Source organism: Actinopolyspora xinjiangensis, assembly GCF_900104475.1.
In the GTDB taxonomy this organism is placed as follows: Bacteria; Actinomycetota; Actinomycetes; order Mycobacteriales; family Pseudonocardiaceae; genus Actinopolyspora; species Actinopolyspora xinjiangensis.
Genome location: NZ_FNJR01000001.1, coordinates 18,486 through 39,362 on the forward strand (window position 1 = coordinate 18,486; position 20,877 = coordinate 39,362).

The 20,877-nt window shown below is 69.8% G+C and carries 25 protein-coding genes; 15 read left to right on the top strand and 10 right to left on the bottom strand.

Annotated elements, in window-relative coordinates:
- Positions 1–13 precede the first annotated feature (13 nt).
- The 4 genes from BLQ75_RS00070 to BLQ75_RS00085 all read right to left on the bottom strand — a co-directional run bounded on the left by BLQ75_RS00070 (position 14) and on the right by BLQ75_RS00085 (position 3,494).
- Positions 14–1,087: an SIS domain-containing protein gene (locus tag BLQ75_RS00070; RefSeq protein WP_170837281.1), complete on the bottom strand. Its 1,074-nt coding sequence runs from the start codon at positions 1,085–1,087 to the stop codon at positions 14–16.
- Positions 1,088–1,092: 5 nt separating this feature from the next.
- Positions 1,093–1,320, bottom strand: a complete 228-nt coding sequence (locus BLQ75_RS00075) for a Trm112 family protein (protein ID WP_092595928.1) — start codon at positions 1,318–1,320, stop codon at positions 1,093–1,095.
- Between the two features lie 107 nt (positions 1,321–1,427).
- A complete protein-coding gene (locus BLQ75_RS00080; RefSeq protein ID WP_092595931.1) occupies positions 1,428–2,777 on the bottom strand; it encodes a phosphomannomutase/phosphoglucomutase in 1,350 nt (449 codons plus the stop codon).
- Positions 2,778–3,137: 360 nt separating this feature from the next.
- Entirely contained in the window at positions 3,138–3,494 is a 357-nt protein-coding gene (locus BLQ75_RS00085; protein WP_092597097.1) for a DUF3499 domain-containing protein, read from the bottom strand.
- A gap of 264 nt (positions 3,495–3,758) precedes the next feature.
- Between BLQ75_RS00085 and BLQ75_RS00090 the strand changes: the two genes are divergently transcribed.
- Entirely contained in the window at positions 3,759–4,232 is a 474-nt protein-coding gene (locus BLQ75_RS00090; protein ID WP_244515112.1) for a metallopeptidase family protein, read from the top strand.
- A gap of 242 nt (positions 4,233–4,474) precedes the next feature.
- On the opposite strand, the gene BLQ75_RS00095 is transcribed toward BLQ75_RS00090, so the two are convergent.
- Together BLQ75_RS00095 and BLQ75_RS00100 are read right to left on the bottom strand one after the other, a co-directional pair.
- Positions 4,475–7,894, bottom strand: a complete 3,420-nt coding sequence (locus BLQ75_RS00095; RefSeq protein ID WP_092595937.1) for a glycosyltransferase family 2 protein — start codon at positions 7,892–7,894, stop codon at positions 4,475–4,477.
- A 351-nt stretch (positions 7,895–8,245) separates the two neighbouring features.
- Positions 8,246–8,557, bottom strand: a complete 312-nt coding sequence (locus tag BLQ75_RS00100; RefSeq protein WP_092595940.1) for a WhiB family transcriptional regulator — start codon at positions 8,555–8,557, stop codon at positions 8,246–8,248.
- A 448-nt stretch (positions 8,558–9,005) separates the two neighbouring features.
- On the opposite strand from BLQ75_RS00100, the gene BLQ75_RS00105 reads away from it, so the two are divergent.
- The 5 genes from BLQ75_RS00105 to BLQ75_RS00125 all read left to right on the top strand — a co-directional run bounded on the left by BLQ75_RS00105 (position 9,006) and on the right by BLQ75_RS00125 (position 13,719).
- Positions 9,006–9,755, top strand: a complete 750-nt coding sequence (locus tag BLQ75_RS00105; RefSeq protein WP_092595943.1) for a site-2 protease family protein — start codon at positions 9,006–9,008, stop codon at positions 9,753–9,755.
- A 140-nt stretch (positions 9,756–9,895) separates the two neighbouring features.
- Positions 9,896–10,603, top strand: a complete 708-nt coding sequence (locus BLQ75_RS00110) for an SDR family NAD(P)-dependent oxidoreductase (RefSeq protein ID WP_092597100.1) — start codon at positions 9,896–9,898, stop codon at positions 10,601–10,603.
- 190 nt (positions 10,604–10,793) lie between these two features.
- Positions 10,794–11,804 carry a 2-phospho-L-lactate transferase gene (gene cofD, locus BLQ75_RS00115; RefSeq protein ID WP_092595946.1) on the top strand — a complete coding sequence of 337 codons (1,011 nt, stop codon included), beginning with the start codon at positions 10,794–10,796 and terminating at the stop codon, positions 11,802–11,804.
- Positions 11,801–13,144 carry a coenzyme F420-0:L-glutamate ligase gene (locus BLQ75_RS00120; protein WP_092595949.1) on the top strand — a complete coding sequence of 448 codons (1,344 nt, stop codon included), beginning with the start codon at positions 11,801–11,803 and terminating at the stop codon, positions 13,142–13,144. Before cofD ends, BLQ75_RS00120 begins: the two co-directional genes overlap by 4 nt.
- Entirely contained in the window at positions 13,141–13,719 is a 579-nt protein-coding gene (locus BLQ75_RS00125) for an NUDIX hydrolase (RefSeq protein WP_043575509.1), read from the top strand. Before BLQ75_RS00120 ends, BLQ75_RS00125 begins: the two co-directional genes overlap by 4 nt.
- A gap of 112 nt (positions 13,720–13,831) precedes the next feature.
- Here BLQ75_RS00125 and BLQ75_RS00130 read toward each other — a convergent pair whose 3' ends face one another.
- Positions 13,832–14,161 carry a hypothetical protein gene (locus BLQ75_RS00130; RefSeq protein ID WP_211481080.1) on the bottom strand — a complete coding sequence of 110 codons (330 nt, stop codon included), beginning with the start codon at positions 14,159–14,161 and terminating at the stop codon, positions 13,832–13,834.
- Positions 14,162–14,316: 155 nt separating this feature from the next.
- On the opposite strand from BLQ75_RS00130, the gene BLQ75_RS00135 reads away from it, so the two are divergent.
- On the top strand, positions 14,317–15,153 hold the full coding sequence (locus BLQ75_RS00135) for a helix-turn-helix domain-containing protein (RefSeq protein WP_211481081.1): 837 nt from the start codon (positions 14,317–14,319) through the stop codon (positions 15,151–15,153).
- Positions 15,154–15,165: 12 nt separating this feature from the next.
- Positions 15,166–15,351, top strand: coding sequence for a DUF397 domain-containing protein (locus tag BLQ75_RS00140; RefSeq protein WP_092595955.1), 186 nt, complete (start codon positions 15,166–15,168; stop codon positions 15,349–15,351).
- A 120-nt stretch (positions 15,352–15,471) separates the two neighbouring features.
- Here BLQ75_RS00140 and BLQ75_RS00145 read toward each other — a convergent pair whose 3' ends face one another.
- On the bottom strand, positions 15,472–15,660 hold the full coding sequence (locus BLQ75_RS00145) for a DUF397 domain-containing protein (RefSeq protein ID WP_092595958.1): 189 nt from the start codon (positions 15,658–15,660) through the stop codon (positions 15,472–15,474).
- A gap of 18 nt (positions 15,661–15,678) precedes the next feature.
- Complete coding sequence (locus BLQ75_RS00150; RefSeq protein WP_092597106.1) at positions 15,679–16,530, bottom strand: helix-turn-helix domain-containing protein; 852 nt, start codon at positions 16,528–16,530, stop codon at positions 15,679–15,681.
- Between the two features lie 206 nt (positions 16,531–16,736).
- Here BLQ75_RS00150 and BLQ75_RS00155 point away from each other — a divergent pair, with 206 nt between their 5' ends.
- From BLQ75_RS00155 to BLQ75_RS00180, 7 genes are all read left to right on the top strand, one after another.
- Entirely contained in the window at positions 16,737–17,030 is a 294-nt protein-coding gene (locus tag BLQ75_RS00155) for an HC3 family zinc finger protein (protein WP_092595961.1), read from the top strand.
- On the top strand, positions 17,027–17,179 hold the full coding sequence (locus tag BLQ75_RS23255; RefSeq protein ID WP_170837246.1) for a hypothetical protein: 153 nt from the start codon (positions 17,027–17,029) through the stop codon (positions 17,177–17,179). Before BLQ75_RS00155 ends, BLQ75_RS23255 begins: the two co-directional genes overlap by 4 nt.
- A 166-nt stretch (positions 17,180–17,345) precedes the next feature.
- Entirely contained in the window at positions 17,346–17,717 is a 372-nt protein-coding gene (locus BLQ75_RS00160) for an SAV_915 family protein (RefSeq protein ID WP_092595963.1), read from the top strand.
- Positions 17,714–17,992: a hypothetical protein gene (locus tag BLQ75_RS00165; protein ID WP_092595964.1), complete on the top strand. Its 279-nt coding sequence runs from the start codon at positions 17,714–17,716 to the stop codon at positions 17,990–17,992. Before BLQ75_RS00160 ends, BLQ75_RS00165 begins: the two co-directional genes overlap by 4 nt.
- Complete coding sequence (locus tag BLQ75_RS00170; protein ID WP_425286427.1) at positions 17,910–19,259, top strand: putative T7SS-secreted protein; 1,350 nt, start codon at positions 17,910–17,912, stop codon at positions 19,257–19,259. The genes BLQ75_RS00165 and BLQ75_RS00170 overlap by 83 nt, the downstream gene beginning before the upstream one ends.
- Before the next feature lie 275 nt (positions 19,260–19,534).
- Positions 19,535–19,900: a hypothetical protein gene (locus BLQ75_RS00175; RefSeq protein WP_244515113.1), complete on the top strand. Its 366-nt coding sequence runs from the start codon at positions 19,535–19,537 to the stop codon at positions 19,898–19,900.
- A gap of 63 nt (positions 19,901–19,963) precedes the next feature.
- Positions 19,964–20,149 (top strand): DUF397 domain-containing protein, encoded by a 186-nt coding sequence (locus tag BLQ75_RS00180; protein ID WP_092595966.1) that lies wholly within the window; start codon positions 19,964–19,966, stop codon positions 20,147–20,149.
- Positions 20,150–20,186: 37 nt separating this feature from the next.
- Here BLQ75_RS00180 and BLQ75_RS00185 read toward each other — a convergent pair whose 3' ends face one another.
- The gene (locus tag BLQ75_RS00185; RefSeq protein ID WP_092595967.1) at positions 20,187–20,705 is read right to left on the bottom strand and encodes a hypothetical protein; all 519 of its coding nucleotides are present in this window, start codon (positions 20,703–20,705) and stop codon (positions 20,187–20,189) included.
- Positions 20,706–20,877 lie beyond the last annotated feature (172 nt).

The window sequence follows — 20,877 nt, forward strand, 5'->3', positions numbered from 1 at the left end:
AGCGCGGAAGGTCTCAGCGCGCCACCGGCATCGGTCTGCCGTGACCGTTCAACGAGTCCGAGGCCAGCCCGATGTAGACCGCCGCCATGTCGAACCCGACCGCCAGGGACAGCGAGCTCCGCACACCGCCGCCCTCCTGGGACTCGGTGGGGGCGAGCACGTCCGCCCCAGGCAGCCCGGCCACGGCGGCGCGCTCGGCGAGCCTGCCCCGTTCGTCCTCGCGCGTGCTCAGCAGCACGACCCGCAGGCCGGGGCCCTCCTCCGGGTCGGCGAACAGATCCGCCTCACCGCCCACCGCGGTGGCGGCGCCGTACAACGCCTCGCGGTTCACCGCCTGCCGGTAGCTCGTGACGTCGCACGGCATCCCCGCGTAGCAGCCCAGCACGAAGGCACCGTGCCGCGCGACCGCCGTGGCGACCTCGTCGACTCCCCACAGCAGCGGAACACGATCGGCCAGCCGCAGGGCCAGCGTCTTGGCCGGGTTCTCCGAGATCTCACGGCCGGGGTGGGAGCGCTCCGCCTGTTCGTCCAACGCGTCGGCCAGGGCGTCGGTGTCGACCGTGAGCAACCCCAGCGCCGCCAGGACCCGCGATCCCGCCGTGAAGACGTGGGCGAGGCCCAACGGCTCCGGCACCGGGACCCTGGGGGAGATCAGCTTCGCCCGCCCGGCGGCCGCGGCTGCCACCGGCCCCTCGTCCGGAGCGGCGAGGACCACGGCCGCACCGCGCCTGGTGGCCAGTTCCAACGACTCGGCCAGCACGGTGTCACCGCCATCGGCGGCGTGGGCGAAGACCACGTCCAACGGTCCGATCCAGGAGGGCATGGCCCCGGTGACCACCACGGGAACCTGGCAGGAGGGTCCGAGTTCGGCGGCGAGCAGTTCGCAGGCGGCGGGACCGGCTCCCGCCGTGGACAACAGCACCAGAGCCCGTGGCTTGTACCCGGCGAGATCGTCCAGGCCCGCCTCCTCGGCGGCGGTGGCCGCCGAACGGACCTGCGCGCCCGCCAGCGCGGCCGTGCGGAGCAGTCCCCGGCTGTCCAGTTCGAAGAGTCGCTGTTGGTCCTCCAGGACGCTGTCGTCCAGCACCGTCGTCACCCCTCACCTGACTCGTCGGGGGCGGGATCGGCTTCCGGTCCCGAGAGCGCTTCCTCCAGCAGGAGGACGGGAATCCCGTCCCGCACGGGAAACCCCCGCCCGCAGGAGGAGCAGGTCAGGTACTCGGCGTCCGGATCACCCGGTAGACCATCTTCCAGCGACGCGTTGCGCGGGCAGGGGCACACCAGGATCTCCCGCAGCTCGGGATCGATCGCGACACTCACTCTTCCTCCCTGGGATCACACCGCACCACTGCCCGAACGGCACCGCGCCGACCGGCCACCACAGCGCCCCGGACGAAACTCCGCGGAGCGGTTCGGGGCGGGCACGACTACTCTCGCACCACCGCCAGCACCTCGTCCCGCAGCGCCGCCATGGCCCCGGCATCGGTTGCCTCCACGTTCAGCCGGAGTACCGGCTCGGTGTTGGACGGGCGGAGATTGAACCACGAACCGTCCGACAACTCCACGGTAAGCCCGTCGAGTTCGTCGATACGAGCACCGTTGCGATCGCGGAACGTGTCGGCGACGGCACGCATCCGAGCGGAGGGGTCGTCCACGGTCGAGTTGACCTCGCCCGAGGCCGCGTAACGGCTGTACTCGGACATCAGCTCCCCGAGGGGCCGCGACTGGCCGCCCAGCGCGGCCAGCACGTGCAGCGCGGCGAGCATCCCCGAGTCGGCGCGCCAGAAGTCGCGGAAGTAGTAGTGTGCGGAGTGCTCACCACCGAAGATGGCTCCGGTCTCCGCCATGGTCTGCTTGATGAAGGAGTGGCCGACCCTGGTGCGGACGGGCTTGCCGCCGTGCTCGCTGACTATCTCGGGCACGGCCTTCGAGGTGATCAGGTTGTGGATGATGGAGGCCCCGGGCTCCTTGGCGAGCTCCCGGGTCGCCACCAGAGCCGTGATCGCGCTGGGCGACACCGGCTCACCCGCCGCGTCGACCACGAAGCAGCGGTCGGCGTCGCCGTCGAAGGCGAGGCCCGCGTCGGCTCCCACCTCGCGGACCTTGGCCCGCAGGTCCACGAGGTTGGCGGGCTCCAGCGGGTTGGCCTCGTGGTTGGGGAACGTGCCGTCGAGTTCGAAGTACATGTCGACGACCTCGAAGGGAAGCCCCTCGAAAACGCTGGGCACGGTGTGCCCGGCCATACCGTTGCCCGCGTCGACGACGATCTTCAGCGGCCGTGTCGAGGTCAGGTCCACCAACCCGCGCAGAAAGTTCGCGTACTCGCCGAGCATGTCGCGCTCGGTGACCGCACCCTGCGCCCCGAGGAACTCGGGCACGCCCTGCCCCACGAGCTCCTTGATCTCGGAAAGCCCGCTGTCCTGTCCCACCGGGGCCGCACCTGCGCGGCACAGCTTGATCCCGTTGTACTGGGGCGGGTTGTGGCTGGCGGTGAACATCGCCCCGGGAAGGTCGAGGTGTCCGGAGGCGAAGTAGAGCATGTCGGTGCTGGCCAGCCCGATGTGGACCACATCGATCCCCTGGCCGGTCACTCCCTCGGAGAACGCGGCCGCCAGTTCCGGAGAGGAATCCCGCATGTCGTGTCCCACCACCACCGCGGGGCCACCGACCAGTCTGGTGAACGCGGCACCGACCTCGCGGGCCAGCTCCGCGTCCAGTTCGTCGCCCACCAAACCCCGGATGTCATACGCCTTGACGATCCCCGACAGGTCCCGCACGCTGCACTCTCCCCGTAATGACGGCATCCTTGCCTGCGTGCCGCAGCTTACCCGCGATCGGCCGGGTCGTGGTGTCCGCCGGATGGCCACCGAGCGTTCCCGCGGAGCGGGTACGGCGACGTTCTTCGCCGCGTCCGAGCACCGGCGGCGACCTCCTCGGAACCCTCCCGCCCCACCTTCCGGGAGCGGGTGTTCGTCGCCGAGCCGGGGCGCCGTGGCCGAGTCGGATGCGTCACACGGCAGCGGGGGCGGCTCGGTCGCCGTCGAGGTTTCCCGCGAGGCCAAGGGACAGCCGCCCGACCGCCGCTGCGGGGACCGATCGGCCGGGGAGCGCCGAAGAATTCGCGGGAACCGGGACGGCTACTCCTGGCCGGGATCGGGCAGCGCGCGCAGGTGACCGCGCCTGCTTCCGCCCCCGTGGAGCCCCGCCGAGTCAGCGGGGTCGGAGCGCCCGGCTTCCCGAACGGCCTCGGCCAGCGCGGTGAGGTCGTCCTCGGATGGCTGGTCCGCCGCGAACTCGCCCTCGTGGCGCACGACGTGCCACCCCTTCGGGACGGTCAACCGCAGCGCGTGCTCTTCGCAGAGGTCGTAACTGTGGGGTTCGGCATAGGTCGCCAGCGGCCCGACCACTGCGGTCGAATCCGCATAGGCATAGGTCAGCGTCGCTACCGCCGGCTCGGTGCACCCGGTTCGAGAGCAACGCCTCACGCTCCGCACGCCTGGCACCATAGCGCCCTTGTCACGCCCGCACCCGACGGCACGCGGAAAAACGGCCGGAATAACCCGATAAGGGAATTGCCACCGAGGGCTCACCACGAAAAAGCGGCACCGTGCGCTGCGTTGATCATCATCTTGGTGAAGTTGCGCACTCCCGCGAAACGGTGATCGGGAAGTGTCCGGAACGTATCGTGCGAACACGTCGGGTAGTCGCCGGTGCGGGCTCGATTCCGTAGTCCGCTCGCCGCGGAGTATCCTCACCGCGTGGTGACCACACGGCAGGCTCGACAGCGAACCGGGAAGCGACGGGACCGACGTGGCCGCGGTATGCGCGGCCCGCTCTATCCGTCCTCGGTACCGGCCGCGCGGAGTCGTTCCCAACGGTTCGACGCGCTGGTACTGGAGGCCCTCGAACCGATCGAGCAGCGGTGGCACACCGAGCTCACCCAGCTCGACGTGGCCGTGGACGAGGTCCCGGAGGTGGACGTGACGTCACCGGAGACCGTGGTCTGGGGCGACGACATGGTCGTGGACTCCAACGTGCCGCTGGCCCGGCTCGTTCCCGCGAGCGCGGATCGCCGGGGTGAACCCACCCGGGCGCGGATCGTGCTGTACCGGCGTCCGCTGGAGGCCCGCGCCCGCAACGGCACTGACCTGGCGGACCTGCTGCACGACGTGCTGGTGGAGCAGATCGCCAGCTACCTCGGACTCGATCCCGGCGTGATCGACGGCAACTGAACCGGTGCGGTACCAGTCCGCCCTCTCGGCGGGTCACTCCCTCGACGGCACCACTGGCACGGCTCTCCCCACGACGAGGCCGCGACGTCGGGGAGTCAACACGACCTCGGGCCTCCTCGCGGGGACCGCACCGGAGACCCCGCGGCGGTTCCGTGGCGGGAGTGGTCGGGATTCGACACCGTCGCGCCCCCGGGTGCGCGGCGATCTCGCGAGAAATCGACACCGCGCGGGGCGACGCCGTCTCAGTGTTCCGTGGGGTTCTCCCGTTGCCGTCGACCGCGACCGGGGAACGCACCGATCAGCGTGAACAGGATCGCGGCCGCCTGCAGAGTCAGCAGGCTCGTGCGCGGGACGGCGGTGAAACCGATCCGCACCTGTGATGCCGTCTCCGGCAGCGGCACGGCCACCTGATCGCCCCAGCCGGTGGCCAGCCCGACGCTCGACCCGTCGACGCGTGCCCACCAGCCGGGCTCGCGCTGGGCGGCGAGCAACAGCACCCTGCCGGGGCCACCCCTGGAGACCCGAATCGTCACGTGGGGCAATCGGGTCGATATCCCGATCGGCCGAGCCCTCGGGCGCGGGGAGACGTCCTCGCGCGCGTTCCGGGCCAGCGCGGGCCCCAGCAGTGCGACCGGGGTGTGCGGGCGCAGGACCCGAAACACCTTCCCCGCGTCCCGGAAGTCCCCGGCCACCGCGACGCTCTCCCCCGCCGAAGCCGCGAACCTCGCCGAACGGCTCGCCCCTGGAACCGCGATGCGGCCCACGCCCCTGGAGGCTGCTGCCGCCACACCGGAGCGGACCCGTCTCGACTCCCCCGAGAGCAGGTCCACCTGGATCTCCGACAGCGCGGCGACAGCACCGGGGGCCGGGGGCAGGGAGGCGCTCCCGAAGTGAGCACGCCGCTCGGGCGTGAGTCGCGGCGCCCCGGAGCCGGGCCGCAGCTTCAACCAGTAACCGGTGTTCCCCTCGGACGGCGGGACCTCGGGCACCGGGCGCAGCGGACCGGAACGCGCCGTGAACAACGTTCCGAGCGCCAACGGCAGCAGCGCCACGAGGGCGGCTCCACCGAGCAGCCGTCGCGGGGCGGGCACGCGGAGCGACCACCTCCCCGGCCCGGCGAGGCTCACCAGCACGACCCAGAGCAGCCCGCAGGCGGTCAGCAGCAGCGGCCCCCCGGCCCACCCGGTGCTGGGGGCGCCGCCGAGCAGAGGCGGCAGAGCCGTCCCCGAGACGGCCAGGGCCGCACCCCATCCGACGACGGCGACCACCGCTCCGGGCAACGCGGCACGGCCGGGCTTCCGGAGCACGAGCAGCACCACCGCGCAGAGCGGCAGCAGCACGGCGGTCCAGCCCCACGCCGAGCCTCCGGGGTTCAGGGCCAGCGGGGACAGCCCCGCGGCCTCCTCGGCAACCGGCGCGCCCGGGGCGTGCCAGAGGATCTCGGGATGCCGCAGCACGGCAGCGGGCCACGGCAGCAGGCAGGCGAGCGGCAACAGCACGAAGGAGGCCAGCCCGGCCAGTCTGCGCACCCCTCCGGCCGGGACGGCGGGCGGGCAGAGGAACCCCACCACAGCCAGCAGCACCAGCAGCACGTACGTGCCGGGGGCGAAGGCGGCGAGCACGGCCGCACCGAGGGCGGTACGACAGGCGGTCCCCAGCCAGTTCGGACGCCCGACCACGCGGCTCGGGGCCAGCCCCAACAACCCGGCGGCGCCCGCCAGCAGGGGCGGGAGCAGCACGTGCGCCACCACCGTGTCGAGGCGTCCGTGCACGGCTCCGGCCATGCCGAGCGGCAGCAGCGCGTAGCCTGCTGCGGCCGAGGCTCGCCAGGCGCGGGAAACCGGGATCGGGCGGCAGGCCAGGTAGGCAGCCAGCCCCGCCACGGGCAGCTGTGCCAGCAGCATCAGCGCGACCGCGGCTGGCGGTCCGCCGAACGGAGCCAGCAGCCCACCCGCCAGCCCCAGCACCAGCAGCGTCGCTGGGGCGGGTGCTCCGGTCCCCCCGTGGACCGGGTGCCACGCGGCGAGGTAGCTCGACCACACCCGTTCGAGGTCGGCGGTGGGCAGCAGCCTGCCGCCGTGCAACTCGGTGGCCATCCGGGAGGTCTCGGCGAACAGCCCGTGCGCGAGCAGCGCGAACAGCGTGAGCCCGACCAGCAGCACCACGGGTGGGTTCAGCAGCAGCTCGCGGAGCACCCGTCGCCGGTCCACCGGCACGAACACCAGTTCGCCGGAAAGGCTCGGCGCCCCTGTCCCACCGGAGCGGGGCGCGGGGGTGGGGCGGGGGGCTGTCCGGTCCTCGTCCTCGGAATCGCCGTCGGCGGCCTCGGGAACCGGGACCACCACCGGATCGCTGGGTCTGCGCAGCCCCGTCGCGGAGCGCCTGCGCCCACTCCCCGAACCCAGCGCCCCGTCCGGCAGCGCGTCCGGTCCGTGCCTGACGGGCTCGTCCCTTCGGGGGACGCCGGTTGGGACCACGCTCGGCCGTTCCCGCCCGACCAGGGCATCGTGCCGCACCCGGTCGCGGACCACCCTGGCGTAGCCGGTCAGCACGGCGTCGCGTATCCGGTCCCGACGCCCGGTCAGCAGCCCGCGCACCCCGTTGCTCGACGCGGGGTCCCTGCCGTGGGAGCTCCGGGCGGTGCGGAGGTCCAGTCGCCCGGTCAGCAGCCCGGCTCCCATCCGGAGCTCGGCGAGCGCCTCGGTCGGTCGGCCCGTCACGAACAGGAGCAGGGCGCGCGGCAGTGCGAACAGCAGCAGGCGCGGCACTCCGAGCCGGTAGGCCCGCTGCCCGACGTTGGCCAGATAGGTCCGCACCTCGCCGCGACGACGTGCGGTCGCCCCCGCCACAGTGGATCGCCCACCCGACGTGGCGGAGCCGTGTTCGCCACCGCGCGAGGAGCTCGCGTGTCGCATGCGAGCGCCGGGAACGCAGAGCACGAGGCGGCCGGTGGCGTTGACCCGCCACCCGAGGTCGACTTCCGCGCAGGAAACCGGCAGCCGCTCGTCGAAACCGTCGAGCTCGTCGAACACCTCCCGCCGTACGAGCGCGCACGCCGAGGAGACCGCCAGCACTTCGGAGACCTGCAACGCCGAGTCGGGATCGACCCGTCCGGCGCCGAGCGCCGGATCCAGGCCGGGCGTGCGGGGGCCGGTGCGGACTCGGCCCGAGGTGTCCATGGACAGCCCCGCGTCGGTGACCAACCGGGGATCGTCCCAGTCCAACCCCAACGGGCCGAGCGCGGCAGCCGAGGGGTCCCCCTCGGCCACCCGGAGCAGTGTCTCCAGGCAGTCGGGTTCCGGGGCCGCGTCGTCGTACAGCAGCCACAACCAGCCACCGGGGTCGCCCCAGCGCTGTTCGGCGTGCCGCACCGCCCGGTCCACGGCCGCACCGAGACCGGTGTCGTTCTCGAGGGTGATCACCCCGTTCAGCGCTCCCGACCGCTCGGGGTCCGCCTCCGCCGCGAGCAGCTCGGCGGTGTCGTCGGTCGTGCCGACGTCCACCGCCAGGAAATGCCGGGGGCGTACCGTCAGACGCCGCAGCGCCGTCAGCACGTCCGGCAACCGCTCAGCACCCCGGCGACACACCAGCACCGCCAGCACCGGTGCCGTGCTCGCGCGGGGATCACCGCTCGTGTCCGCGGTGGGACGTAATCCGGCCACCGTCTCCTCCCGCGTGCCGTGGTCCGATCACCGCACGACAGTAATGGACGAGCACGCGTTCGGGGACACGCTGCTACCGACCGGTAGGAGTTCGTTGTCTCCGCCCGTGGAACGGGGCACCCGACGGATCGAGACCGGATGCCGGTCTCCGCTCATGGACCGGTGGTGCTCCTCGGCACGAGGGCACCGAACGACCGGCGGACCCGCGGCACCGCGGACTCCCCCGAGCGCGCTGCCGCGAGGACGGCCCCGAGGTGGGTGTGGTTCCCACTCGGTGTCGGGCACCGGCTCACGAGCCGGTGGAAGCTCGAACCGCTCGATCCCTTCGGCGATCCGGACGGAGGTGGCCGGTCAACTGGCCTGACGTTTGAGCCTGCGCCGCTCCCGTTCGGAAAGTCCTCCCCAGATGCCGAACCTCTCGTCGTGCTCCAGGGCGTATTCGAGGCATTCCGAACGTACTTCGCATCCGGCGCAAATACGTTTCGCTTCGCGAGTGGAACCGCCCTTTTCGGGAAAGAACGCCTCCGGATCGGTCTGCGCGCACAGTGCGCGCTCCTGCCAGTCCTGATCTTCTTCCGCGTCGATCAATCCGGCCAGAATGTCGAGCTCGCCGACGCGAGCGTCATCCCCCGCCGACAGACCTTCCCGCTCGGTCCGCAACATTTGAACCTCCCCCGTTAAATTTTTCCGTACCCGCGGCCCTCCCCAGGACACGCGGGACGTGAGGAACCGGATCACCGGTTCGACGTGGCCGGAACTCCGGCCGCCGGGCGAAAAACGCGATCACGCCGTCGCGGCTCACCCGACCGTGCGCTCACCGGGCCTCCCGTCACCCGGCACCACCGTTCAGGTGATCGATTTCCCCATCCCACCGAGTAAACCGATCAATCTTTCCGGCGGTAAATAACACCAATGTGATTACACCTGTGTAGCCCGCCACGGTCAAGCGGAGACCATCCCGTGGAGGGACGGTTCCGCCCACCGAAGGAGCACATTGAGGTAACCGGAAAAGACTCATGGGGATACTCCGTTCGGCCTGCTCAAGATCCCGGATCTAGGAATACCACCGATGCGACGACGGCGCCCGGCGAACGGCGGGGAGACTGGAGGGGTGAGAAACACCGCGACGCGCATCAGCCCACTGTTCCTGGCCCTGCTCGGCGCCACGGTCCTCGGCGGCGTGCTGGCCACACTGGACAACCGGGCGCTGGTCATCACCGGAGTCGTACTGATCGTGCTCGGCGGCTGGGCCACCTCGCTGTGCCTGCACGAGTTCGGGCACGCGGTCGCCGCGCTGCGCGGCGGTGACCGCGAGGTACGGGCCAAGGGCTACCTCACGCTCGACCCGAGGCACTACACCGACCCGGTGCTCAGTCTGCTGCTGCCGATCCTGTTCGTGCTCATCGGCGGCATCCCGCTGCCGGGCGGGGCGGTGTGGATCAACCACGCCGCGCTGCGCTCCAAACAGGACGAGGCGAAGGTCTCGCTGGCCGGGCCGGCGATGAACCTGCTGCTGGGGATCGGGCTGACCGCCTCGGTCGCCACGATCGAGATGCCGCTCGGGCTGGCAGCCGGGTTGTCCTACCTGGCCTTCCTGCAGGTGATCGCCTTCGTGCTCAACATCCTGCCGATCCCCGGCCTGGACGGCTACGGTGCCATCGAGCCCTGGCTCTCGCCCAAGGCTCGGCACTTCGGCGAGCAGGCCCGCCCGTGGGCGCCGCTGGGCATCGTGCTGGTCCTGTTCGTCATCCCCGGCGCGAGCTACGTCTTCTTCAGCGGGGCCGAGGCGCTGTTCACAGCGGTGGGCGGCAGCGAACGGCTCTACGTGGAGGGCTACCTGTACTTCAGGTTCTGGGAGTGATCCCGCCGGGTGCGGACTCCTCCTCGGTCCCGCGCCGGGCCGGGCCCGACGAGCTCGCTCCGACCGGGCCGCTCCCCCAGCAACCGGTTCGGGAGTACCGCCCCCTGGCGGGCCGAACCCTCCGCGCGGAAGCTGGTCCCATGACGACGACTCTGATCACGGGGGCGAACAAGGGGATCGGTTTCGAGGTCGCCCGGCGGCTCGTCGAGGCGGGCCACACCGTCCATCTGGGAAGCAGGGATCCGGAGCGCGGACGCCTGGCCGCCGAACGGCTGGGAGCACACCCGCTTGCCCTGGACGTCACCGACGACGCGTCCGTGACCGCCGCGGCCGGGGCCGTGGCGGCCGAGGGCGGGCTGGACGTGCTGGTCAACAACGCGGGGGTCGAAGGCCGCACCGAGGACAACGAGGTGGTCGGCGCCACCGAGGCCACTGCCGAGCAGATGCGCGGGTTGTTCGAGACGAACGTGTTCGGCGTGGTGCGGGTCACCCACGCGTTCCTGCCGCTGCTGCGGCGCTCCTCCTCCCCGGTCGTGGTCAACGTCAGCAGCGGGCTGGCCTCGCTCGCCGGGGTCACCGATCCCGGAGCACCGACGTACTCCTACCCGGGCGTGGCCTACCCCGCTTCGAAGGCGGCGGTGAACATGATCACAGTGCAGTACGCGAAGGCGCTGCCCGGGATGCGGATCAACGCGGTGGACCCCGGTTACACCGCGACCGACCTGAACGGCAACACCGGCACGCGTACCGTCGAGCAGGGCGCCGAGATCATCGTCCGCGCGGCGCTGCTCGGCCCCGACGGGCCGACCGGGGGCTACTTCGACGATGTGGGCCCGCTGCCCTGGTGAGCACTCACGACCGAAGAGGTGAGCTCTCGCCTCGACCGGTCGATACCCCGGCGGGCGGGGCGTCGGCCGGACGACGAGGCCCGGCCAGGGCACTCCGGTGGGGGCTCGCCGAAAAGTCGGTCGGGCCGTGGCGCGGTTCTCGTTCCGGGTTCGACGTGGGCGCGACCCGACTCGTGGGAGGATTCGTCTCGTGAAGGTCGCAGTACTGGTCGGCGGAGTCGGTGGTGCGCAGTTCCTGCTCGGCGTCAAAACGGCCCTGGGGCTACCCGCGGTCGGCGAGCCCGAGCGGTCCTCGCCACACGAGATCTCCGCGATAGTCAACGTCGCCGACGACGTCTGGATGCACGGTCTGCGGGTGTGCCCGGACCTGGACACCTGCATGTACACCCTGGGTGGCGGTATCGACACCGCCAAGGGCTGGGGCCGCGAGGCGGAGACCTGGTCGGTCGCCGAGGAACTGGCCGCCTACGAGGCCGAGCCGACCTGGTTCGGGCTGGGGGACCGCGACATCGCCACCCACCTGATCCGCACCAGGATGCTGCGGGCGGGGTATCCGCTGTCGGAGATCACCGAGGCGCTGTGCGACCGGTGGCGCCCGGGGGTGCGGCTGCTGCCGGTCACCGACGACCGGGTCGAGACGCACGTGGCCATCGACGACCCGATGGGCTCGGGCGCGCGGGCGGTGCACTTCCAGGAGTGGTGGGTGCGCTACGGCGCCAAGCCCGAGGCGGACGCGATCGTCCCGGTGGGGGCGGACGAGGCTACCGCTCACGAAGGGGCCACCAAGGCGATCACCGAGGCGGACGTCGTGCTGGTGGCACCGTCCAACCCGGTGGTCAGCATCGGGACGATGCTGGCCGTCCCCGGGGTGCGTGAGGCGCTGCGCGGCACCACCGCCGCCGTGGTGGGCCTCTCTCCGATCATCGGCGGCGGCGCGGTGCGCGGCATGGCCGACGCCTGCCTGCGCGCGATCGGGGTGAGCAGTACCGCCCAGGCGGTGGGCGAGCACTACGGCTCCCGCTCCACGTCCGGCGAGGGCATCCTGGACGCCTGGCTGGTGCACAGCACGGACACCGCCCAGGTGCCCGGGGTGGCGACCCGTTCGGTTCCGCTGCTCATGTCGGACCCCGAGGCGAGCGCGGAGATGGTCCGGGCGGCGTTCGACATCGGTGGGGTCACGGCACCGGAGGTGGCGGGATGAACGACCACGCAGCGGCCGAGGAGCTGGTGTTCCGCGCCGTCGCGGACCTGCCGGAGTTCTCGGAGGGCGACGATCTCGCGGGCGCGCTCATCGAGGCCGCGCCCTGGCTGCGGGACGGCGACGTGCTCGTGATCACCAGCAAGGTCGTCTCCAAGGTGGAGGGGCGGGTCGTCGACGCCCCACGGGACCCCGAGCGGCGCGACGCGCTGCGGCGGGAACTGGTGCTGGAGGAAGCGGACCACGTGCTCGCCCGCAAGGGCAGGACGCTGATCACGCAGAACAAGCTCGGCATAGTGCAGGCGGCCTCCGGGGTGGACGCGTCCAACGTGGCCACCGACCAGATCGCGCTGCTGCCCCGTGACCCCGACGCCACGGCGGAGCGGCTGCGCGCCGAGCTGGCCGAGCGCGCGGAGGTGCGGGTCGCCGTGGTGATCACGGACACGATGGGCCGGGCCTGGCGGGTCGGGCAGACCGACGTGGCGATCGGTTCGGCCGGGGTGTCGGTGCTGCACCGCTACGCGGGCTCGACCGACTCGCTCGGCAACGAGCTGGAGGTCACCACGGTGGCGGTGGCCGACGAGATCGCGGGGGCCGCCGACCTGGTCAAGGGCAAGCTGGGCGGGATGCCGGTGGCGGTGGTGCGCGGGCTCGACGAGCGGGACGACGGCTCCCGGGCCGGGGAGCTGGTGCGCACGGTCGAGGATGACCTGTTCCGGCTGGGCACCGCCGAGGCGATCGCGCAGGGACGCGGTGAGGCCGTGCTGCTGCGCCGCTCGACCCGCGAGTTCGCCGACACGCCGGTGGAGCCGGCGGCGCTGCGCCGGGCCGTGGGGGCCGCGCTGACCGCGCCCGCCCCGCACCACACCCGGCCGGTCCGGTTCGTGTGGCTGCGGGACCGCGCGCTGCGCGGCAAGCTGCTGGACGCGATGCGCACCGCGTGGCTGGAGGACCTCCGCGCGGACGGTCTCTCCGAGCAGCGGGCGCACCGCAGGGTCGGCCGGGGCGACCTGCTCTACGAGGCCCCGGAGCTGGTGGTGCCGTTCCTGCTGCGGGACGGCGCGCACGACTACCCGGACCCGCGCCGCGCCGACGCCGAACGCTCGATGTTCACCGTCGCGGGCGGTGCGGCGGTGCAGAACCTGCTGGTCTCGCTGGCCGCCGAGGAGATCGGCTCCTGCTGGGTCTCCTCCACCCTGTTCTGCCCCGAGGTGGTGCGGAACGCGCTGGAGCTGCCCGAGCACTGGGAGCCGTTGGGGGCGGTGGCAGTGGGTTATCCGGCCGAACCGCACGAGGGGCCGCGCGAGCGGCGCGATCCGGAAGAGGGTTTGGTGGAGCTTTGAACGGGCCGCACACCGACGCGTTGCACACGCTGGAGGACTGGACGCCGCCCACGCCGGCCGGCGGATCGGTCGATCCGGGCCAGGAGGCGCTGCGGCACGCCTTCGTGGCGCTGCTGCGGGCGCGCGGGGACGCCTGCCTGCGGGAGTGCGAGCCGGGGCACGTGACCTCCTCCGCGCTGGTGCTGGACCACAGTGGGGAGCACACCATGCTGACGCTGCATCCCAGGGTGGGGCGGTGGTTGCAGCTCGGTGGGCACTGCGAGCCCTCGGACGAGACGCTGGCGGCGGCGGCGCTGCGGGAGGCAGCCGAGGAGTCCGGTATCGAGGGGTTGGTGGTGGACCCCGATCCGGTGCACCTGGACGTGCACCCGGTCACATGCTCGCTGGGTAAGCCGACGCGGCACTTCGACGTGCGGTTCGTGGTGCGCGCCCCGGCCGGGGCGGTGCCCACCCGCAGCGAGGAGTCGGTGGACCTGCGCTGGTGGCCGCTGTCCTCGCTGCCCGGCGGCGGTGACCTGCGGCCGCTGGTCTCGGCGGCGTCCTTCCGGCTGAGCGGCGAGTTCTCGCGGAACTGACGCCCGGCCGAGACGGTGAGTCCCGGCGGGGCGTCGCCGGGATCGGTACCGCACCGGAGCGCCATCGGAATGTGACCGCTCCCTCCGGGATCTCACCGCACCGGCCGGACCGTCACGAGGTGTTCGTTTCGGAACCGAGGCGGACCAGGTGCATCGCCCGTCCGCCGGAGAGCAGGCGCAGCGCCGACTCCGGGCTCCGGAACCTACCGTTGAGCCCGCCGTGCTGCGCGAACACCTCGGTTCCGTCCCGGTGGGACAGCCCCCAGTAGCGCACGACGCCATCGGCACGGTCGCCGATCTCCTCGCACAACGCGAACACCTCGGGCGCGCTCGCCCGCACCAGGTCCACCAACAGCTCCCGGAACTCCTCATGAGTGCCGAGCGGGGCGAGCTCGGACTCGTCCACGGCGTTTTCCTCGGTCAGCTCGTGCGTCTCGAACACGATCTCCTCCTGACGATTGTGATCAGCAACACCGAGAACATTAAAGCTAATCGTTAAGCTGGTCGATTACCCAAGCGAGTGAGAGCAGTGGGTTACACCCGATTGGGGCTCGACTTAGGAGATCGTCAGACTTGATGCGAGGTCAGGAGGTACTTGTGGAACGTAGCGACCCTTCGGCACTTCGCTGGTTGATCGGCAACGAGCTGCGACACTACAGAACCGAGGCGGGTGAGACGGTCGCGTCGGCAGCGCGGGCGCTCGGGTGTTCCGCCGCGAAGATCACCCATCTGGAAACGGGCCGCTACCAGCAACAACCGGACGAGATGAGCACGCTGCTCATTCACTACGGAGTGGCCCGGCACGACATCGACCGGTTGACCTCACTGGCCGCCAGCTCCAATTCGCACACCTGGTGGGCTCCCTGGGCGAACGTGGTCCCGGACTGGCTCAAGACCTTCGTGGGATTGGAAGGCATAGCGTGCAGCGAGTTCATCTACATGCCGCTCGTACTGCCGGGGTTGCTGCAAACCGCCGGTTACGCGGCCGCACTGACCTCGGCGAGTGTACGAGTACGCACCGATCACAGCGAACGCTTCGTGAACTTCCGTCTCGCACGACAACAGCGGTTGCTCGCGGAAGACTCCTTACGACTGACCGCTGTGCTGGAGGAATCGATCCTCGATCGCCCGGTGGGCGACCGGGAAGTAATGAACGAGCAGCTACGTCAACTCGCTTCGACAGCACGTCGTGACAACGTAGACATCCGAGTACTTCCCACCAGGGCAGGACCGCATGCCGCGTTGAGCGGAGGCTTCACAGTACTGAACTTCGCGCAGGCTCAATCAATCGGCTATATCGAGCTCCAGGACGGCGCGGTTTACATCCAGAATCAAGAACAAGTAGCGGATTACACGCGTTCGGGTGAGCGACTACTCTCGACAGCGCTGTCTCCGGATGACTCGGTTGCAGCTATCGAAGAACGTATCGATTGAAAGGTTTCTGCGGTGACGACTAAGCACGATACTTCGCGGTGGCGTAAGTCCAGCTATAGCGACAACGGGGCCAATTGCGTCGAAGTCGCCGCGCTGCCCGGCGCGGTCGCCACCCGCGACTCCAAGAACCGCCAAGGCCCCGTGCTCACCTTCGACCACCGGCAGTGGCGGGCCTTCCTGCGCGGCCTGCGCGGCTAAGCACCAACCGGGCCCAAGACAACGGCGATCTCCGGCCGGTGGTCTCGGCGGCGTCCTTCCGGCTGAGCGGCGATTTCTCGCGGAACTGACGCCCGGCCGAGACCTCGGCCGGGTGCCGCTTCAGCGGTCGTTCACCGCACCGCGCAGCGCTCCCAGGAAGTCGCGCCACCGCGCCTCGCTGAAGCGCAGCACCCCGTGTTCGGGAGCCTTGGAGTCCCGCACGGCCACCGCATCACCGCCCAGTCCGACCTCGACGCAGTTCGCGCCGTTGCTGGTGTAACTGGATGTGCGCCAGGTTAACCGGCCCATCGCATTCCCCTCCTGTAATCAGCTCAACGCCTGTGCCCGTTTCGCGATCTCCTCGATCGACTCCTCTTCGGTGAGCGCGGTCGAGCACAGTCTGTTCGCGGCCTTCCCGTAAGCCGCGACCTGGTTCTCGTCCTGGATGTAGATCGCGCCGTTCGGATACTCGATGTAGCCCACCGACTTCGCTTCCTCGAAGTCGAGCACGCTGAACTCACCGTCGAGTCCGTCGTGTACCGGTACGGACAACGGCATCACGTGCATGGTCACGTTGTCCTGACGCGCGAGTTCGAGCAGGTGACGCAGTTGGGAAGCCATCACTTCCGTCCCACCAACAAGTCGGTCGAGCACCGACTCCTCGATTACGGTCCGGAAACTCAGCGGCGACCTCACGTCGAAGAGTCGTTGTTGTCGCTCCATTCGGAGCTTGACCACGCGTTCAGCATCGACCGCGCTCACTCGAAGGTTGTCGGCCAGTAGGGCCTGCGCGTACTCCGGAGTCTGCACCAGTCCCGGCAGCGCCAACGGTTCATACATGAATTCCCGACTCGCCAGGCCTTCCAAGCCCACGAACGTCTTCATCCAGTCCGGCACCACATCCGAGAACGCCGCCCACCAGGTCCCCTGATCGGCCCGACCGGAAAGCGAAGCCAACCGATCTATCTGCGCCTCACCGGCTCCGTAGAACCGCAGCAGCGTGGTCACTTCCTCGGGATGTTGCTGGTTACGACCGATCTCCAAATAGTTGATCTTCGAGTGAGTACACCCGAGCGCTTTGGCAGCGGCGCTCTGCGTCCTTCCCGCATCGAGGCGTGCGAGGCGCAGCTCGTTGCCTATCAACCAGCGCAACGCGGACGGATCTGATCTGTCGGCCACCAACGAACCTCCGTGTGCTCACCCGCTTCCGAACCAAGTTTCCCAGCACCACGCATACGTCCTCAGATTCACCTGTCTGTGGCACTTACACCGGCACATGTGCCTAGTAATGTGCCAAATATCGGCCGCAACTCTGCGTGGGGAACCACCCCTAAGCAGTTACCGAGCCGATTCGGCCAACAGAGACCGAGAAAGGAACGATCGCGATGTTCTCCGAGGAAACGCTGCGCTGGCAGGGACCAGTGGTGTGGTGGCAACCGGTGTCAGGCTGGCGTCACGCCCTGTCACCCGAACTGCGTCCCAGACCGGGACAGCGCCGGACGACGCTGTGCGGCGAGGAGGTCGAGCTGATCGACCCGACCGAGGTGGACTGGCTGATGCCCACCTGCGACACCTGCATGTCGCTGGCCTGCGGCCGGATGGAGCAGCGACGCGCGAACCAGGACGAGCAAGCACGGCGTCGAGCCGCGATCCGTCGCCTGACAGGTGAAAACGAATGAGCACGCCTGGACAGGAGCACCGGCTCATCGGCGATCCCGTTCCGGCGCGTGTGCGGATCTCGCCGGAAGCCACCGGGATCGGGCACCGAACCATCTCGGACAGCACCGAGAGCGCGACGGCACCCGAACGCATCGAACGCGATCGATGATTTGAGGAATGATCCCGCGCATGGCGGCACGAACCGAGTCGTGCCGCCACCCCGCTGTGATGCTCCGCACGAAACCGCTCGTCCTGAGTAGTGACACTCTGCCGATCTCGCACTCCGAAGTGACACCCTGCCGACTGATTCACTTTCACTCGACTGGGGAGGATCGTTGGCGATCGGCGACGAACACGTGTTTCGAGAGCACGAGTCGGAGGCTCCGGCGGTCATCGGCGCGGACTACATCGCCGAACGAGAAGGCATGGAACCGTCCCAGGCCTATCTTCCGTCGAAGCGGGTGCTGGAACAGGACACCGAGGTCACCTTCGAGCTGCGCAGGCTGGCCGACGGCAGGCTGGCGGTGCTGGCCTACTCCTCGCTGGACTCGCTGGTCGCCTGCTGCGGGGAACTGCAACCCTGGGCATCGCTGCCGGAGGACAAGGTCGAGGAAGTGCAGCGGCGCAGCGGCGCGGACCTGGTGCTCTGGGACGCTCAGCTCCCCGACGAACAGCGCAACGACGGCGAGGAGGAGACTCGGCAGTGAGCGGAACACACGTGGATCCGGACGAGCTCACCGGACTGGCCAATAAGCTGCGCAGCGCCGCGACGAGTCTGGACGACACCCCCTCACCCCCACCGGCACCCGACGTGGGCGAAGCGACCGAGGCGGTCGCCGGCGCGATGGCGCTGTTGACCAGTTCCACCGCCGGAATCGTCGAAGGGCTCGGCGCGGCCGGTGACGCGGTCGCCGAGGGACGCGATCTCTACGAGAAGACGGATCGTTGCAACGCCGAACGGTTCAACCAGCAACCGGGCTGACCACTGGGGAGCAACACTCATGCCACTCGAACTGGAGATCCGGGGAACCCCGTCGAGTATCCGTGACAGCGCCCGTTGGATGAGCACTGTCTCGGATGCCGTTCACGACACCGGAACACAGCTAACTCGCGCTCGCAACGGCTCGGAGACCGCCTGGGCCGGCGAAGCCGGGGACTCGTTCCGCGCCGTGATGAGCAAGGTGGCCCCCGAGATCGACGAAGTCGCCGAGGACCACGCGGCGATGTGCCGGGAGCTGAACAAGTTCGCCGACGAGCTGGACACCGCTCAGAAGCGCATGCGCCGCGCCCGAGAGATCGCGCGAGAAGCCGGGCTGACGGTGACCGAACAACGCATCATGGAGCCGGGCCCGGAACCGGCCACCCCGAAACCGCTGCCGAGCGACCGCCCGGCCACTCCGGAGGAGCAGCAGGCCCACGCCTCGGCCACCCAGGCGCAAGCCGCCTACGCGCGCAAGGTCCGCGCGTACCAGGAATGCAGTCAGATCGTCACCGAAGCACGCGAGCAGCACAACAGCGCGCTCGGCGTGCTGAACAGGTTCGTCTCCGGGCTCGTAGAGAAGAGCCCCTTCACCATCACCGACTTCACCACCGGCTTGGCGGGTGCGGTGGCCGGAAGCACCAGCGCGATGCGGGCAGCGGCGGTCGAGATCGCCGACAGCGGCAAGATCGCTCGGGCCGAGAAGCTGATGCACAGCCCGAACCTGAGCCTGCGCGACCAGACCCGTGCCGCCGCCATCCACGTCCGCAACCAGTTGAACAAGACGGCGATGGAGAACAAGGCCACCGCTACCCGGACCGCGCGGCTGGTCGACAAGCTGAGTCCGAGCGTGAAGAAAGCCCTTCAGCTGAACATGAACCTCGGCGTCCGCCCGGAGAACGTCGGCAACAGGTTACTCCGGGGGAGTCTCCGAACCGCGAGCAAGCTCCCTGTCGTCGGACTGGGGATAACCGGATTCAGTATCGGCTACGACGTCCAAACCTCGGACAAGTCCGTAGGCGAGAGCGCCGCCATCAACCTCGGTGGCTACGCGGCCGGTTCCGCTGCCACCGCCGGGCTGCTCGCCATGAGCACCCCGGTCGGCTGGGCCGTGGCCGGAGGCGTCGTGGTCAGCGTCGGTGTCGGCTTCGCCATCGACGAATGGGGCGACGACGCCGTGGACGCCGTGGGTGACGCCGCGAGCTGGACCGGCGACAAGCTCAGCGACGCGGCGGGCGCCGTGGGCGACTTCGTCGGCGACATCTTCTGAAACGAGCACCCATGAGCCACACAGCAGGACTGCCGCCCAAACCCGACCCCCGGACCGGAGAACCACGACCACCGCGCGCCCCGCTGGAGCCCGAGTGGAAGGGAGCCGAGGAAAAACGCCTTGGCGGAGCGAACAAAGCTCCTCAAGCTCCGGAAGGTGAATCACCCGTACTCGAATGGTTCTACCCGTCCCGTGGTCAGTCGTTCGGTATCGGACTGGTGATATCCCTCGTTGTCCTCACATTCGGCCTCGTCAGAGACGGCGGGATCGACTGGATGACAACGTGGTGGCTCTGGCTGTTCATAGTTCCGTGGCCGTTCGTCGCGTTGCTGGCAGGACGCAACACGCGCATGGCGGCGGGAGCCGACTGGCTTCGTTACGGGAAGAACGGTTTCATCAGAACGTACGAACTCACTTCGGTGAAGGTAACCGCGGAAGGCGCTTCCCGAGTGCTGCGGCTGAACGACGCGGATGAACGGATACTGTCAGCACAACTCAACGATCTGCAGCGGAACCGCGAGTTGTGGGACCTCGTCTACAACGGCATCCTGCACTCGGTGCGCGGCAACGGCGCCGAGACCAACAAGCTCGCCCGCACCCTCCTCGACCTCGACAATCCCTTGCGCTTCCGGGGAGAGTGAGCGACGCGGCTCCCGACACATCCGCTGTCGCCGAAAGCCGAACGGCCGACCGAGAGGTGAACGATGACCGGCGAGGACCACCGTCTCGACTGGCGGGTATCCAGCTACAGCGGCAACAACGGCGCGTGCGTCGAAGTCGCCGCGCTGCCCGGCGCGGTCGCCACCCGCGACTCCAAGAACCGCCAAGGCCCCGTGCTCACCTTCGACCACCGGCAGTGGCGGGCCTTCCTGCACAGCCTGCGCGGCTGAGGGCTTACCGTAGATTTCTCGCGAAATCGCCGCCCGTTCACCGGAGCGGGACCGTCTCCACCCGGGGCGTTTCGTGGATCGCCCGGTACCAGCCCTGTGGCGGGGCGGGATCGCCCCACCACTCGTACCCCGAGGAGTCCGTCCACTCCCGTTCCTGCGCGGGAGGGGGACCGGATTCCAACACCACGTCATAGAGGTTGTTGGCGAACCCCACGGCAGACCCCAGGGCATCGTCACGTCGAGCGTGCTCCAGCCGTGTCCCGGTGATCCGGTCCAGGTCGAGCTCGGCGATCCGCACGCCGACCGCCTCTCCGTAATGCCGGTAGCGAACGTAGATCGCGCAATCACCGGCCACCCAGCACTCCACGAAGACGTGAAACTCGGGTGCCGCATCGACACCACCCGAACGCTCGATCCGATGCCGGGGCTCGTGCCCGGCCCTGTCGACGAGATTCCGCGCGACACCGCGTGCCCAGGTGAGCATCAGATCGGCGAAGTGGACATCATCCGGAGCGGGCGTGCCGGTGTCACCGTGGGGGACGGCATCGGTTTGCACAGGGCCACCCGTTTCCCAGCGGACAGTGGGCTCTGGGGCTGAGTGTGAGGGAGCTGGCTGGGGCGGTGAGGCTGCTCAGGACCGACAGTGGTGATCGTGCCGACCGATGGACGGGCGTCGATCGCACGGCGGCCGGACCGGGCCGAATCGCCGATCTCGGGGGGTCACCCAC

Bases quoted from the DNA above. Each gene is read 5' to 3' on its own strand.
- BLQ75_RS00100 (WP_092595940.1), bottom strand. From the start codon at position 8,557: ATGTTGCGGACCGAGCGGGAAGGTCTGTCGGCGGGGGATGACGCTCGC.
- BLQ75_RS00110 (WP_092597100.1), top strand. From the start codon at position 9,896: ATGACGACGACTCTGATCACGGGGGCGAACAAGGGGATCGGTTTCGAG.
- BLQ75_RS00120 (WP_092595949.1), top strand. From the start codon at position 11,801: ATGAACGACCACGCAGCGGCCGAGGAGCTGGTGTTCCGCGCCGTCGCG.
- BLQ75_RS00145 (WP_092595958.1), bottom strand. From the start codon at position 15,660: ATGGGCCGGTTAACCTGGCGCACATCCAGTTACACCAGCAACGGCGCG.
- BLQ75_RS00155 (WP_092595961.1), top strand. From the start codon at position 16,737: ATGTTCTCCGAGGAAACGCTGCGCTGGCAGGGACCAGTGGTGTGGTGG.
- BLQ75_RS23255 (WP_170837246.1), top strand. From the start codon at position 17,027: ATGAGCACGCCTGGACAGGAGCACCGGCTCATCGGCGATCCCGTTCCG.
- BLQ75_RS00175 (WP_244515113.1), top strand. From the start codon at position 19,535: ATGACAACGTGGTGGCTCTGGCTGTTCATAGTTCCGTGGCCGTTCGTC.
- BLQ75_RS00180 (WP_092595966.1), top strand. From the start codon at position 19,964: ATGACCGGCGAGGACCACCGTCTCGACTGGCGGGTATCCAGCTACAGC.